Annotated in this window: 13 protein-coding genes; 4 read left to right on the forward strand and 9 right to left on the reverse strand. The window is 43.8% G+C overall.

What is annotated here, in order from left to right; translation table 11 throughout:
- Positions 1–179 precede the first annotated feature (179 nt).
- Entirely contained in the window at positions 180–1760 is a 1581-nt protein-coding gene (locus tag WDV75_RS07735; protein ID WP_273558352.1) for a TerC family protein, read from the reverse strand.
- A 289-nt stretch (positions 1761–2049) separates the two neighbouring features.
- On the opposite strand from WDV75_RS07735, the gene gndA reads away from it, so the two are divergent.
- Complete coding sequence (gene gndA / locus WDV75_RS07740; protein ID WP_273558351.1) at positions 2050–3456, forward strand: NADP-dependent phosphogluconate dehydrogenase; 1407 nt, start codon at positions 2050–2052, stop codon at positions 3454–3456.
- Positions 3457–4007: 551 nt separating this feature from the next.
- On the opposite strand, the gene WDV75_RS07745 is transcribed toward gndA, so the two are convergent.
- A complete protein-coding gene (locus tag WDV75_RS07745; protein ID WP_273558350.1) occupies positions 4008–4502 on the reverse strand; it encodes a YbaK/prolyl-tRNA synthetase associated domain-containing protein in 495 nt (164 codons plus the stop codon).
- 169 nt (positions 4503–4671) lie between these two features.
- On the opposite strand from WDV75_RS07745, the gene yiaY reads away from it, so the two are divergent.
- On the forward strand, positions 4672–5823 hold the full coding sequence (gene yiaY, locus WDV75_RS07750) for an L-threonine dehydrogenase (RefSeq protein ID WP_273558349.1): 1152 nt from the start codon (positions 4672–4674) through the stop codon (positions 5821–5823).
- A 99-nt stretch (positions 5824–5922) separates the two neighbouring features.
- On the opposite strand, the gene WDV75_RS07755 is transcribed toward yiaY, so the two are convergent.
- Positions 5923–6210, reverse strand: coding sequence for an ArsR/SmtB family transcription factor (locus WDV75_RS07755; RefSeq protein ID WP_273558348.1), 288 nt, complete (start codon positions 6208–6210; stop codon positions 5923–5925).
- A 120-nt stretch (positions 6211–6330) separates the two neighbouring features.
- Here WDV75_RS07755 and WDV75_RS07760 point away from each other — a divergent pair, with 120 nt between their 5' ends.
- Both WDV75_RS07760 and WDV75_RS07765 read left to right on the forward strand, forming a co-directional pair.
- Entirely contained in the window at positions 6331–7335 is a 1005-nt protein-coding gene (locus tag WDV75_RS07760) for a permease (protein WP_273558347.1), read from the forward strand.
- A gap of 194 nt (positions 7336–7529) precedes the next feature.
- On the forward strand, positions 7530–8609 hold the full coding sequence (locus tag WDV75_RS07765) for a methyltransferase domain-containing protein (RefSeq protein ID WP_273558346.1): 1080 nt from the start codon (positions 7530–7532) through the stop codon (positions 8607–8609).
- Positions 8610–8761: 152 nt separating this feature from the next.
- Here WDV75_RS07765 and hisIE read toward each other — a convergent pair whose 3' ends face one another.
- The 6 genes from hisIE to hisC are packed head-to-tail and all read right to left on the reverse strand — an operon-like array spanning position 8762 to position 13686.
- The gene (gene hisIE, locus WDV75_RS07770; RefSeq protein WP_273558345.1) at positions 8762–9397 is read right to left on the reverse strand and encodes a bifunctional phosphoribosyl-AMP cyclohydrolase/phosphoribosyl-ATP diphosphatase HisIE; all 636 of its coding nucleotides are present in this window, start codon (positions 9395–9397) and stop codon (positions 8762–8764) included.
- On the reverse strand, positions 9391–10167 hold the full coding sequence (gene hisF / locus WDV75_RS07775) for an imidazole glycerol phosphate synthase subunit HisF (protein ID WP_273558344.1): 777 nt from the start codon (positions 10165–10167) through the stop codon (positions 9391–9393). Before hisF ends, hisIE begins: the two co-directional genes overlap by 7 nt.
- Positions 10149–10886: a 1-(5-phosphoribosyl)-5-[(5-phosphoribosylamino)methylideneamino]imidazole-4-carboxamide isomerase gene (gene hisA / locus WDV75_RS07780; protein WP_273558343.1), complete on the reverse strand. Its 738-nt coding sequence runs from the start codon at positions 10884–10886 to the stop codon at positions 10149–10151. Before hisA ends, hisF begins: the two co-directional genes overlap by 19 nt.
- A gap of 4 nt (positions 10887–10890) precedes the next feature.
- Complete coding sequence (gene hisH / locus WDV75_RS07785) at positions 10891–11481, reverse strand: imidazole glycerol phosphate synthase subunit HisH (protein WP_273558342.1); 591 nt, start codon at positions 11479–11481, stop codon at positions 10891–10893.
- A 22-nt stretch (positions 11482–11503) separates the two neighbouring features.
- On the reverse strand, positions 11504–12571 hold the full coding sequence (hisB, locus tag WDV75_RS07790; RefSeq protein ID WP_273558341.1) for a bifunctional histidinol-phosphatase/imidazoleglycerol-phosphate dehydratase HisB: 1068 nt from the start codon (positions 12569–12571) through the stop codon (positions 11504–11506).
- The gene (hisC, locus tag WDV75_RS07795) at positions 12568–13686 is read right to left on the reverse strand and encodes a histidinol-phosphate transaminase (protein WP_273558340.1); all 1119 of its coding nucleotides are present in this window, start codon (positions 13684–13686) and stop codon (positions 12568–12570) included. The genes hisB and hisC overlap by 4 nt, the downstream gene beginning before the upstream one ends.
- Positions 13687–13711: the final 25 nt, after the last annotated feature.

A 13711-nucleotide genomic window follows, 5' to 3' on the forward strand; every position in this document is an offset into this window, starting at 1 on the left:
AAGGCTCTTGAACCCGATGAAGGCGGTGCGACATCTCCGCTAACGACCATTGGACGGGTTTATTGTACTTAGGGTAATCATGAACAAATACTTTAAAAATTAAATTAAACTGATAAAACTTATAGGAATAAAAAAAACCGGACTTATGCCGGTTTTTTCTCAGTGGGTGATATCGTAGGTTATATTTCTGCCGTTTCTTCCACAGTCAGCGGGGTAATTTTCACTTTATTGATGCGGTGGCTGGTGATTTCCAGCGCTTCAAACAGATAGTCACTAATTTTCAATTGTTCGCCTTGTTGTGGAATGTGTTGCAGATGTTCCATCAACAAGCCTGCTAGTGTCTGGTATTCCCGTTTTTCATCCAATGGTAGCGGCACATAAAGCACTAAATCTTCCAGTGGCATAAATCCATTGGCGATCCAATATCCCTCTTCCATGACCTGAATATCATGGCGGGCATCGATCTCTCCGCTACCGACAGGAAGATTACCTGTAATGGTTTCCATCACATCAGTGACTGTAACCACCCCTTCGACAGAGCCAAATTCATCGACAACAAAGGCAAAATGCGTTTGCGCCTTACGGAATTGTTCCAACGCCTGTAGTAAGGAAAGCGATTCCGGGAAAATCAACGGCTGCTGGACTAACTTCCTTAAATCGAAAGTGTTATGCATCAGTTGTTGATTAAGGATATCAATCACATGTACAACGCCAAGCGGTTCGTCACCACTTTGTTCATCTGTGACTACAATGCGTGTATGTGGCTTTTGTTCCAATAACTTAGTCAATTTTTCCGTAGGGGAATGGACATCAAGATAAACCACATCATGGCGTGACGTCATGATGCTGCTGACGGTACGTTGTGCCATGCTAAGAACGCGGGCAATCATTTGGCGTTCCTGAGGCTCAAAGATTTCTTTGCTATCTTCATGATCGGCAATCAGGTCAGAAGTATGGTTATCCAGCGCAGCGTTTTCACGTTTGCCATTTAAAATGTGAAGAACCGCTTCTGCGGTTCTTTCGCGCAGGGAGCGAGAAGCGCTCAAGAATTTGCGGCGATTGAACTGAGCGAACTGGTTTAGTGCTTCAATCATGATGGAGAAGCCGATGGCCGCATAGAGATAGCCTTTCGGAATGTGATAACCAAAGCCTTCTGCAACCAGGCTAAAGCCGATCATGAGCAAGAAGCTCAGACACAGGATCACGATTGTGGGATGCGCATTGACAAATTTTGTCAGCGGCTTGCTGGCCCATATCATCAGGATCATGGCAATGGTGACAGCAGCAATCATGATACCAATATGGTTGACCATTCCTACGGCGGTGATAACAGAATCCAGAGAGAATACCGCATCTAAGACGATAATTTGCACAACAACCGCCCAGAAGCTGGCTCCTTTGCGTTGTTGATGAGTATGTAACATTTTTCCTTCCAACCGTTCATTCAATTCCATGGTCGCTTTGAACAGCAAGAAGATCCCTCCTATCAACATAATTAAATCACGGGCACTGAAACGGTGCTCCCATAAAGTAACCAATGGATTAGTCAGGGAAATGAGCCAGGATAGGCTAAATAGCAGCAATATCCTCATGACAAGGGCACAGGAAAGCCCTGTCAGGCGAGCTTTATCTCTCTCTTTTTCAGGTAGTTTATCTGCCAGAATGGCAATGAATATTAAGTTGTCTATTCCGAGAACAATTTCTAAAACGATAAGTGTGGCCAGACCTGCCCATATCGTCGGATCAGCGATCCATTCCATATAATTTGTTTTACCTTTTAGTGGGACGGCATTTGCCGACTATTCAATAATGAGGATTGAAATGCGAAATATCAATAGATGATTTATCTCAGTTGGAAATTTTTTCAGCAAAAAAACGTCACGACGATATCGGTTGCATCAATAACTATCACCGATGACCATTCCTGAGTTAACATGTGACTTCATTAACAAATTGCCCGCTCTGTTTTGTTGCATACGGTATGTACACACTCGGTATCACGTATAGCATCTTGGGCGGGCGGCAGTCATTATTAGACGGGAGTTATTCATGTCCAAACAACAGATCGGTGTTGTCGGTATGGCGGTAATGGGGCGCAACCTGGCGTTGAATATTGAAAGCCGTGGTTACTCTGTATCTATTTTTAACCGCTCCAGCGATAAAACAGATGAAGTTATTGCTGAAAATCCAGGGAAAAAATTAGTTCCAAGTTATTCCATTGAAGAGTTTGTCGATTCGCTGGAAAAGCCACGTCGTATTCTGTTGATGGTTAAGGCTGGTGAAGCTACGGATAAAACCATTGCATCGCTGATGCCACATTTGGATAAGGGTGACATTCTGATCGATGGTGGCAACACCTATTTTCAGGATACTATTCGCCGTAATCATGAGTTGTCTGCACAGGGCATTAATTTTATCGGGACGGGGGTTTCTGGTGGCGAAGAGGGAGCGTTGAAAGGTCCTTCAATTATGCCAGGTGGTCAGAAAGAAGCTTATGAGTTGGTAGCCCCAATTTTGAAAGAGATCGCAGCTCAGGTTGATGGCGAACCTTGTGTGACTTATATCGGGGCAGATGGTGCAGGTCATTATGTGAAGATGGTTCACAATGGCATTGAATATGGTGATATGCAGCTGATTGCAGAAGCTTATTCTCTGTTGAAAAGCGCATTGAACCTAAACAATCAGGCGTTGGCTGAAGTATTCAGTGACTGGAACCAGGGTGAATTAAGCAGCTATTTGATCGAAATTACTGCTGATATTTTCCGTAAGCAAGATGAAGAGGGAAAATACCTGGTTGACGTGATCCTGGATGAAGCCGCTAACAAAGGTACCGGTAAATGGACCAGCCAAAGCTCGCTGGATCTGGGTGTTCCAGTAACACTTATTACGGAATCTGTCTTTGCACGCTATATCTCTTCTCTGAAAGATCAGCGCGTAGCTGCCTCTAAGGTTCTGTCAGGCCCGGACGTTCAGCTGTTCAACGGAGATAAGGCTGAATTTATCGAGAAAGTCCGCCGTGCCTTGTATTTGGGTAAGATTGTGTCTTACGCGCAAGGTTTTCAGCAGTTGAAAGCGGCATCGGATGAGTACAACTGGGATCTGAACTATGGCGAAATTGCCAAGATCTTCCGTGCGGGTTGTATTATTCGTGCGCAATTCCTGCAAAAAATCACCGATGCATACAATGAAAACCCAGCTATTGCGAACCTGCTTTTAGCACCTTATTTCAAACAAATCGCAGATGAATATCAGCAAGCTCTGCGTGATGTTGTTTCTTACGGTGTGCAGAATGGTATCCCAACGCCAACATTCTCGGCGGCAATCTCTTATTACGATAGCTATCGTTCGGCTGTATTGCCGGCTAACCTGATTCAGGCACAGCGCGATTACTTTGGTGCGCACACTTACAAGCGTACTGATAAAGAAGGTGTTTTCCACACTGAATGGTTGGACTAATCATTAAATATCTTTATACCAATCTAACTTGAAGATGCGTGTGATGTCTCCCCGCGAAGCGGGGGAGACATCAAGTTTCATATCGTGTTGAAAATGGCCATTTGAAGTTTAATGCGTATATACCAATCCAACTTCAAGATGTATGTAATTTCTCCCCGCGAAGCGGGGGAGACATCAAGTTTCATAGCGTGTTGAAAATGGCCATTTGAAGTTTAATGCGTATATACCAATCCAACTTCAAGATGCATGTAATTTCTCCCCGCGATGCGGGGAGAAATCAGGTTTCATATCGTGTTGTAAATTGCAACTTGAAGTTTAATGCGTATATAAGAAATGATGTGAAATAAAATTAAAGCATCAATCTAGAGGTTGCCACGCAAGCAATCGTTGGGCAAATCTCTCTAACCAGTGTGCTATCTCCGCATCGTGAAGATAAAGATATATGGTGAGGCAGAAGATAGTCAGGCTGAGTATTACCAGAACAAAAATATTATTCATATAATAATCACCCATTTTACCTGGTTAAATTATAGCAAACTTTAAATTGTCTTTTATTTATTGAGTATTTTCCGAAAAGCAACTAACTCCGGTGTAGCGATGCGAAGATAATCGCTTGTATTCAAAATAATCGAACGTTCCAGACTACCTGCATTAAATGCCAATTCCTCATAACGTTCGAATAAAAACGGATCGGCAACTAATTTCAGATCTGAGTGAAAACTAAATGGAGGGATGGCACCAAAAACACAACGAGTCAATTCAGAAACTTCTTTTGGGCTTGCCAGAGATGCCCGGCTCCCGCCAACTTGTTTGGCAAGAGTAGCAAGATCGGCTTGTTGGTCAGCAGGCAAGACAGCAAGGACATACTGTCGGTAATCCTTTCCTTTTACATGGCAAACCAGGGCCTTAGCGCCTTGCCCTAGCTGGGTTCCTCGTATTTTTGCCACTTCTTCTGAACGGCCGCCAGTCGCGTGTTCCATAACGCGATAGCGGGCATTGTTAGTGTCTAATAGGGTAGTGAGGCGTGCAAAGATGTCGTTTGTCACTAAAATATTCTCCTACATAAGCTTAAAGTAAATGATACCTATTTTTTCATGCTTGCTTCGGCACTTATTGATTTTGATCAAAATGACGAAAATAGATAAGTGTCACATTGTAATTCCATTTTTTTACATTCATGTTTGGAATACTTCAGTAAAACTTAAGGAGTTTCAAATGGCAGCATCAACTTTCTTTATCCCGCCAGTGAATAAAATCGGTATGGGATGCATGGACGAAGCCGTCGAATTAATAAAAACTTATGGCTACAGGCAGGCTTTGATTGTCACTGACCGCGTGTTAAACGAGATTGGTGTTGTTGGAACAGTTCAGGCTTTACTGGCAGATGTTGGAATAAAAAGTGCAATTTATGATGGAACCAATCCAAACCCAACTACGATTAATGTTGGAGAAGGTTTGGCAATTCTGCGCCAGCATAACTGTGATTGTGTGATCTCTTTGGGGGGTGGTTCACCGCATGACTGTGCAAAAGGTATTGCATTGGTGGCAGCGAATGGCGGGGATATTCGTGATTATGAAGGCGTCGATCGTTCAGCTAAACCACAGTTACCTTTGATTGCCATCAATACTACCGCAGGGACAGCTTCTGAAATGACACGCTTCTGTATCATTACAGATGTTGAACGTCATATCAAAATGGCAATTGTAGATAAAAATGTAACGCCTATTTTGTCAGTCAATGATTCTGCATTGATGGCAGGGATGCCAAAAGGATTGACTGCCGCAACGGGGATGGATGCGTTGACTCATGCTATTGAGGCTTATGTTTCTACGGCGGCAAATCCTATTACTGATGCTTGTGCATTGAAAGCGGTGACAATGATTAGCAATTATTTACGTCGCGCTGTTGAAGATGGCAATGACATGGAAGCGCGTGAAAACATGGCTTATGCCCAGTTTTTGGCTGGCATGGCGTTCAATAATGCTTCTTTGGGATATGTCCACGCCATGGCACATCAGTTAGGTGGGTTTTATGATTTGCCTCACGGTGTCTGTAATGCGGTTTTATTGCCACATGTACAGAGATTCAATGCAAAAGTTTCTGCTGCACGTCTGAAAGAGATTGCGGTGGCTATGGGGGTTGAAGTTAGTGCTTTAAACGATACGCAAGGTGCTGAAGCTTGTATTCATGCAATCAGTGAATTGGCAAAAGATGTGAATATTCCGTCTGGTTTGACTGAGTTGAACGTAAAAGAGGAAGATTTGCCAACATTAGCGACCAATGCGTTGAAAGATGCCTGTGGATTCACTAACCCGATTCAAGCATCACATGAAGAAATTGTTGCTATCTTTAAGGCAGCAATGTGATTCACTGCATGTTCTGGTCACATCACGATCCACTGACAAGTCCCATTATTTTCCAGGGGATTTGCCAGCGGGTTGAAATCTCTTAATGAAATGTTCGAGTTAAATCCCAACGCAACATTCTTCTTGTAAGAAGTTGATCAGGTTACCCAAATGCTGATAATCAGGTATACATACGATAGTACGGCTGTGTTTCTCCTGATGGATTAGCCCGACATTCACCATACGGTTGAGATGATGTGACAGCGTTGAAGGGGGAATACCTAGAGCTTTCTGAATGTCCCCTACCGAGGCTCCTTTATGACCTGCCTTAACTAAAAACCGGAATATAGCTAATCGGTGATAATTCCCCAGTTCCGCCAGACTTGCTGCGACTTCTTCGTGTTTCATACGTGTCTCTGAACCCAAATTTCTATGTTTCTAGAAATATACTTGACAGGAATTGTAATGGCAATCTATCATCCGTATTATTTCTATAATACTAGAAATATAGATATATAAGGAGCAGGTATGTCTTCGCAATTACAAGAAACCCTAAACATGTTTGTCTTCCTTGCCATAGAGTTATCAGCCTTGTTTATTGGTATTAGTTTGTTGGTTGGTATTCTCCAGCGGCATATACCTCCATCTAAGGTAGAAGCGTTACTGAGTGCTAACCGGAAAAGGGGATATTTTCTCGCTGCTGTCCTCGGCGCTATCACTCCTTTTTGTAGTTGTTCGACTATTCCTATGTTGAAGGGACTGATCCGTGCCAAAGCTGGTTTTGGTCCAATGATGGTATTCTTATTTTCTTCCCCGCTATTGAATCCCATCATCGTTGTATTGCTTGTTGCTACTTTTGGTCTGACGCTAACCGCTATTTACGTACTATCTGCCTTTCTGATCTCATTGGGGGCCGGATGGTTGCTACAAGTATTGGGATTTGAACGTTATGTACGCTACGAAGAGACATCTGGTTGTGGAGTTTCTGGGAGTAGTTGCGACGTTAAACCAACAATATCAAACAGTTGTGAATCAATGAAAGCTCCTTGTTGTTCTGCTACCCAAATGACCTCGCAATCTACAGGTTGTTGCGATAGCCAAACCACTAAAGTGGTTCGCCCAAAAAGTAAATATAGCGGTTTGTGGCAGGATGCTTGGGCAGATTTTAAGAACGTACTACCTTATTTATTCATTGGTATAGCAATAGGCAGTGTGATCTATGGCTATGTTCCGACTAGTCTGCTTGAAAAACATGCTGGCTCGGATAATCCGTTTGCTATCCCAGTTGCTGCTGTAATTGGAATACCACTGTATCTTCGCGCCGAAGCTTTGATACCGCTTTCAGCCGCTTTGATGACAAAAGGTGTCAGTGCTGGCGCGATTCTGGCATTAATTATCGGTGGTGCTGGCGCCAGCCTGACTGAGCTGATTTTATTACGTTCCCTATTCACATTTAAGCTTTTGGCTGCCTTTGTCGCAGTTATCCTTGCGATGGCAATGATTGCAGGTTACGCGGCGTTACTATTTTTCTGAATGTTCATCCAATAAACGTATCAGGTCGATCATTATTAGAGTTATACCAATCTAACTTCAAGGTGCGTGTGATTTCTCTCCGCGAAGCGGGGAAAAATCAGGTTTCATATCGTGTCGTAAATTGCAACTTGAAGTTTCATGCGTATATGTCAGGACTAAGATTGGGTTTTATTAGAGGTTATAGGAATAGAATGATGAAAACTAAAGAACAACAATTATCTCAGCGAGTTGAAAATGTACAAAACTATTATGGTACAACGCTTTCGAGCAAAGAAGATCTGGTAACTAATGTTTGTACTGTAGATAAACCACCTTCTGATGAGATCAAAGCCATACTAAAGATAGTCCATCCAGATGTGCAGCAGCGTTTTTATGGCTGCGGTACTCCTTTTCCTCCTTTGTTGACGGGAGCAACTGTGTTGGATTTAGGTTGTGGTGGTGGGAGAGATTGCTTCATTTTATCTAAGTTGGTAGGGCCAGAAGGAAATGTCATTGGTGTGGATACGACTCTTGAACAAATTGAATTTGCCAAGAGTTACGTCGAATATCACCGAGAAGCCTATGGTTACAACAAAAGTAATGTACATCTTATACACGGTAATATTGAGTCCTTGGATCTACTCAATTTACCGCCGAATAGTGTCGATGTCATAGTCTCCAATTGTGTCATTAACCTGGCGACTGCAAAATCTGATGTGCTTCAGGGAATGGCTCAATTGCTCAAACCTGGTGGAGAAATTTATTTTGCTGATATTTTTTCTGATCGTAGACTTTCCCAAGAATTGAAAAATGATCCCTTGCTGATTGGAGAATGTATTGGTGATGTATTGTATTACGGCGATTTTGTACGAATAGCGCGTGATGCAGGTTTTCGGGATATACGAATTGTTGCAAGTCATTTAAAAACTATTTGTAACAAATCCATTGAAGAAAAGCTGGGGAATGCAAGGCTGTATTCAATGACTCTCAGGTTATTCAAGATTGAGCTAGAAGATAGTTGTGAAGATTATGGTCAAGCTGCCATATACAAAGGTAATCTCCCTGGTGCTCCCACTCATTTTATGTTTGATCAAGAACAGGTATTTGAAACAGGGAAAGTGGTGCCAATATGTCGAAATACAGCAGATATTATTTGCAAAAGCCGATACCACAGCTTGTTTAGTGTGGTAGGTGGAGGTCGTACACACTATGGCGTTTTTAACGGTAAAACTACGCTAAGTAAATTTGCCGCCTCAGTTGATCCCATATATGCATTAAGCAGTTGTGGTTGCTAAAGCGAGACCTTATATTTCTTTTCCCGCAGCGCGGGACACGCATCTTAAAGTTGGATTGGTATGATCGGACAACTAGCAGTCACTTCGTACATGTACATATAGCGTGGTGAAGTGGCTGCTACTTTTCAAGATCTCAATTCCAGTATTGAAAATTACTTTTTGGCTGAGTGCCGTTGCTGCAATTGACGAATGATACTACTGAGGTCGAGCTTTTGATCCTGGAGTAAAACCAGCAGATGATAGAGCAAATCTGCGGCTTCGTTGGTCAGCTCTTCCCGATCATTGACTGTGGCGGCTAACGCGGTTTCGACGCCTTCTTCGCCAACCTTCTGGGCGATGCGTTTTGTGCCACTGGCATATAAGCGAGCAGTATAAGAACTGTCTGGCGAGGCATGTTTTCGGCTTGCCAATAATTGTTCCAATTCATAGAGAAAACCCCATTCGGTTTGTGCAGGCGCAAAACAGCTTTCACTGCCTGTATGACAGGTAGGACCAATAGGCTCTACTAAGGCTAACAAAGTATCGTTGTCACAGTCGGGATAGATACCGACCAAATTCAGAAAATGGCCGGAGCTTTCGCCTTTTGTCCATAATCGCTGTTTAGTACGGGAAAAAAAGGTCACTTTGCCAGAGTTGAGCGTGACATTTAGCGCTTCCTGATCCATGTATCCCAGCATTAACACGGTTCCAGAGATGGCGTGTTGAACAATGACGGGCATCAGATTATCCACTTTTTTCCAATCCAGTTTCTCTATTTCCTGGGTTGTTAATTGTCGTTTTGTCAACATGTCCTAACCTCGATGCCCTGTGTAGCAAGATATTGTTTGAGTTCGTTGATATTAATGATTTGTTTGTGGAAAACGGAGGCAGCCAAAGCGCCATCAACATTTGCAAGCTGAAAAGCATCGCGGAAGTGTTCTGGTGCTCCAGCCCCTCCAGAAGCAATCAGTGGTACAGAACAGACATCACGCACTAATTTTAGTTGGGTAAGATCATAACCATTGCGGACACCATCTTGATTCATCATATTCAGGACGATTTCACCAGCGCCGCGTTGTTGCACTTCTTTGATCCAATCCAATGTTTGCCAGCGGGTTGCGGTTGTACGCTTTTCATCCCCGGTAAATTGGTAGACTTGGTAATTGTTGGTATTTTCATCAAACCATGTATCAATACCCACGACAACACATTGCACACCATAGCGATCAGCCAAGCGGCTAATTAAACTTGGATCAACCAAGGCTGGGGAGTTAATGGAAATTTTATCTGCACCGAATGCTAAAATTTGTCCCGCCTCTTCGACGGATTTAATGCCACCCGCTACGCAGAAAGGGATATCGATAACTTCAGCGATTTTTGCCACCCAGTTTTTATCTACCACGCGACCGTCGGAAGAGGCGGTAATATCGTAAAACACCAACTCATCAGCGCCCTCCTGAGCATAGCGTTGAGCGAGCGGAACAATATCACCAATAATTTCATGGTTACGGAATTGTACGCCTTTGACGACTTGTCCATCACGGACATCCAGGCATGGAATTATGCGTTTTGCCAACATTGGATAGCCTCCGTCAGGGTAAATTTTCCTTCCAGTAGTGCGCGCCCGACAATGACACCTGCCACACCAGAAGCAGGTAGGGAAGAGATATCAGTGAGACTGCCAATGCCGCCGGAAGCCTGAAATTGGATTTGTGGATATTTGTGACTGATTTCCTGATAAAGCACAATATTAGAGCCATTTAATGTGCCATCACGGGAAATGTCGGTACATAAAACATGTTTTAGTCCGACAGGGAGATACTGCTCAATGACATACTCAAGGGTAGCGTTGCTGTTTTCTTGCCAGCCACTAATAGCGATTTGTTTTACCCCATCTGCATTGATGCGAACATCCAGTGCCAGCACAATGGCTTCTGCCCCGTAGTTTCGCAACCATTGTTTGACTAATTCAGGTTGTGTAATTGCCGTGGAACCAATAACAACCCGACTTGCACCTGCTTCAAGCAGGGTTGTTATATCTTCCTCTGAACGAATACCCCCGCCAACTTGAACGGGAACAGTAACGCCAGCCAGTAGCTCTTTTAAGAGTGCAATTTGGCGTTTGGCAGGATCTTTGGCACCGGTTAGATCGACTAAATGCAGTAACTTAGCGCCTTCCTGTTCATATTGCTGTAAGCGTGAGAGTGGAGAACTGCCATAATCTCGACGTTGGTCATAATCTCCTTGATGCAAACGCACCACATTGCCATCGATTAAATCTAATGCAGGTATAATCATGCGGTTACATCTCCAAAAAGTTTTTTAGTAGTTGTACGCCAGCTGCCCCTGAACGTTCAGGGTGGAATTGCACCCCAAAGAAATTATCTTTTGCAATGGCGCTACTAAATGTATTGCCATATTCAGTTTGAGCAATCGTATATTCACCGACAGGCAGGGCATAACTGTGAACAAAATAGAAACGGGAATTATTTGCGATAGAGCGAAACAGTGGATTATCTGTCTGCGCTTTCACCTGATTCCAGCCCATATGTGGCAATGGCAAATCTGTGGTCACCATTTTTTTGACGCGGGCGTCAATGAGCTGCAAGAGAGGGATGTTATCACCTTCTTCGCTGATTCGGGCCAGCAATTGCATGCCAAGACAGATACCTAATACGGGTTGGGTAAGCGAATTAATCAAGGGAATTAATTGTCGTTGTTCAAGTTGTTTCATTGCGGCAGTCGCCGTACCCACTCCCGGTAGAAATAGTTTATCGGCTGCCTGAACAATATCCGCATCTAAACTCACCGTCGGCTCATAACCTAACCGGCGGATGGCATAGGCAACGGAAGCGAGGTTAGCGCAGCCTGTATCTAGAATAACAACGTTCATCATAGTTTCCTTTACGCCTTTCCTATAAAACACCTTTGGAACTCGGCAAGATATCGCCCTCTACGCGAATAGCTTGACGTAACGTTCGGCCAAACACTTTAAACAGGCTTTCCGCCCGATGGTGATCATTCTTGCCTTTAGTTTTCAAGTGTAAGGTGCATCCCATTGTGTAAGAGAGAGAACGGAAAAAATGCTCGATCATTTCTGTACTCAAATCACCAACCCGTTGGTGTTTAAATTCAGCTTTATATTCAAGATGTGGGCGACCGGAAATATCCAGAGCACAGCGAGCAAGGCATTCATCCATTGGTAGCATAAAACCAAATCTGGCAATACCGCGTTTATCCCCCAGTGCTTGCTTTAAAGCTTCTCCCAGTGCGAGGCCGGTATCTTCAACAGTATGATGATCGTCAATATAGAGATCACCCTTGACTTGGATATTCATGCGGAAGCCGCCATGAGTTGCGATTTGATCCAGCATATGGTCGAAAAAACCGACGCCCGTATTGATACGACTTTCTCCTTCACGATCCAACCAAATTTCAATATTGATAGCGGTCTCTTTGGTTTTTCTTTCAACATGGGCATGGCGATCTTTACGGGTCAGTTGTTGACAAATGAGCGGCCATCCTAGTGATTCGGGTTGGTAGCGAATGCCTTTGATCCCCATATTTTGGGCTAATTGTAGATCGGTTTCCCGATCACCGATGACGTAACTGTTGTCAGTATCAATGGCATTGTCTGCCAGATATTTTTGTACCAACCCAAGTTTGGGTTTACGACAGTGACAGTGATCTTCTGGTTTGTGTGGGCAGATCAACACCTCTTCAAAATGAATACCTTGTGAAGTGAAAACCTGCATCATCAAGGCATGAGGTGGCTCAAAATCCGTTTGTGGAAAACTAGCTGTACCTAACCCATCCTGATTAGTGATCATCACTAACTTATAATTGGCTTTTTGCAGGGCGAGTAAGGCAGGGATCACACCAGCTTCAAAAGCCAATTTATCAAGGCGATCAACTTGATAATCACTGGGTGGCTCGGTGATCAATGTTCCATCGCGGTCAATAAAAAGCATTTTCTGGCTCATGGATTTTCAGTTTCCTTGATTTGTTGAGGTTGGTTGGAAAGTGCACTAATGGCACGAACCAGTTGTTCACATTCATTCCGGTTGCCGACGGTAATACGCAGGCAATTTGTTAATCCTGGCTGTTTACGCTGGTCACGCAAGATGATCCCTTGTTCCCATAGCGTTTTAAATACAAGCCCTGCATCGGTAAATTTCGCCAAAATATAGTTGGTTTCACTTGGAAATACGTTTTCAACCAACGCCAGTTTACTGAGGGCTTGCTGGAGATAAGCCCGATTGTTGATGATCTCTGCCACACGATTTCTCATTGTTGCAATGCCTGCTTTAGTGAGTGCTTGTGCCGCGATATCAGCAACAGGCGTCGCCAGTGGATAAGGGGCAATCACTTTTAGCATCAGTGCGATGATATCGGCAGAGGCCAGCGTAAATCCACAACGTAATCCAGCCAAAGCAAAAGCTTTCGAGAGAGTTCGCAAAATAACTAAGTGAGGATAGTCATGTAGCCAACGGGTGGTAGCATGGGTAGTTGTATATTGTGGGTAAAATTCGATATAGGCTTCATCAATAGCAACGATGGCTCGGTTACGGGCTAATTCAAGGATCTGGCGTAGTGCCGCAGGATCAATCAGGTTGCCTGTTGGATTGTTGGGGCTACAGATATAGATTAGCTTGACGCGATCCAGATTATTTTTGATAGCGGCAATATCTGGTTGCCAGTCAGCGCTGGCAGGAATTTTTTTCTGTTCTACACCGAAAGTTTCGGCGCTAACACTGTACATACCATAGGTTGGTGGACAAAACAGGACCGCATCGCGTCCTGGCTCGCAGAAAACGCGGATCAGCAGTTCGATAGATTCATCGGCTCCACGGCTGACAAGAACTTGCTCCGGTTGCAGGCCAGCATAATCGGCATAACGCTGAATGACGGTTGCTGGTTGGCATTCAGGATAGCGATTGAGTGTATTTTCGGTGAGTTGGAAATCGGGGGCGATGGGATATTCATTCGCATTTAACCAAATATCACCACGACCACCCAGACGACGGGCAGACATATAAGGGACTAATTTGCGAACGTTTTCTCTTGCCAATGAATTGATATCAAAAACTGTACTCATGATTGTTCCTTAATTTTTTATGGCT

Origin of the sequence: Xenorhabdus griffiniae (genome assembly GCF_037265215.1) — a bacterium.
In the GTDB taxonomy this organism is placed as follows: Bacteria; Pseudomonadota; Gammaproteobacteria; order Enterobacterales; family Enterobacteriaceae; genus Xenorhabdus; species Xenorhabdus griffiniae.

What these genes read in the sequence shown, in the direction of transcription:
- hisIE (WP_273558345.1), bottom strand. Translation starts at nt 9,397, where the DNA reads ATGTTGACAAAACGACAATTAACAACCCAGGAAATAGAGAAACTGGAT.
- hisF (WP_273558344.1), bottom strand. Translation starts at nt 10,167, where the DNA reads ATGTTGGCAAAACGCATAATTCCATGCCTGGATGTCCGTGATGGACAA.
- WDV75_RS07735 (WP_273558352.1), bottom strand. Translation starts at nt 1,760, where the DNA reads ATGGAATGGATCGCTGATCCGACGATATGGGCAGGTCTGGCCACACTT.
- hisH (WP_273558342.1), bottom strand. Translation starts at nt 11,481, where the DNA reads ATGAACGTTGTTATTCTAGATACAGGCTGCGCTAACCTCGCTTCCGTT.
- WDV75_RS07760 (WP_273558347.1), top strand. Translation starts at nt 6,331, where the DNA reads ATGTCTTCGCAATTACAAGAAACCCTAAACATGTTTGTCTTCCTTGCC.
- WDV75_RS07765 (WP_273558346.1), top strand. Translation starts at nt 7,530, where the DNA reads ATGAAAACTAAAGAACAACAATTATCTCAGCGAGTTGAAAATGTACAA.
- gndA (WP_273558351.1), top strand. Translation starts at nt 2,050, where the DNA reads ATGTCCAAACAACAGATCGGTGTTGTCGGTATGGCGGTAATGGGGCGC.
- hisB (WP_273558341.1), bottom strand. Translation starts at nt 12,571, where the DNA reads ATGAGCCAGAAAATGCTTTTTATTGACCGCGATGGAACATTGATCACC.
- hisA (WP_273558343.1), bottom strand. Translation starts at nt 10,886, where the DNA reads ATGATTATACCTGCATTAGATTTAATCGATGGCAATGTGGTGCGTTTG.
- hisC (WP_273558340.1), bottom strand. Translation starts at nt 13,686, where the DNA reads ATGAGTACAGTTTTTGATATCAATTCATTGGCAAGAGAAAACGTTCGC.
- yiaY (WP_273558349.1), top strand. Translation starts at nt 4,672, where the DNA reads ATGGCAGCATCAACTTTCTTTATCCCGCCAGTGAATAAAATCGGTATG.
- WDV75_RS07755 (WP_273558348.1), bottom strand. Translation starts at nt 6,210, where the DNA reads ATGAAACACGAAGAAGTCGCAGCAAGTCTGGCGGAACTGGGGAATTAT.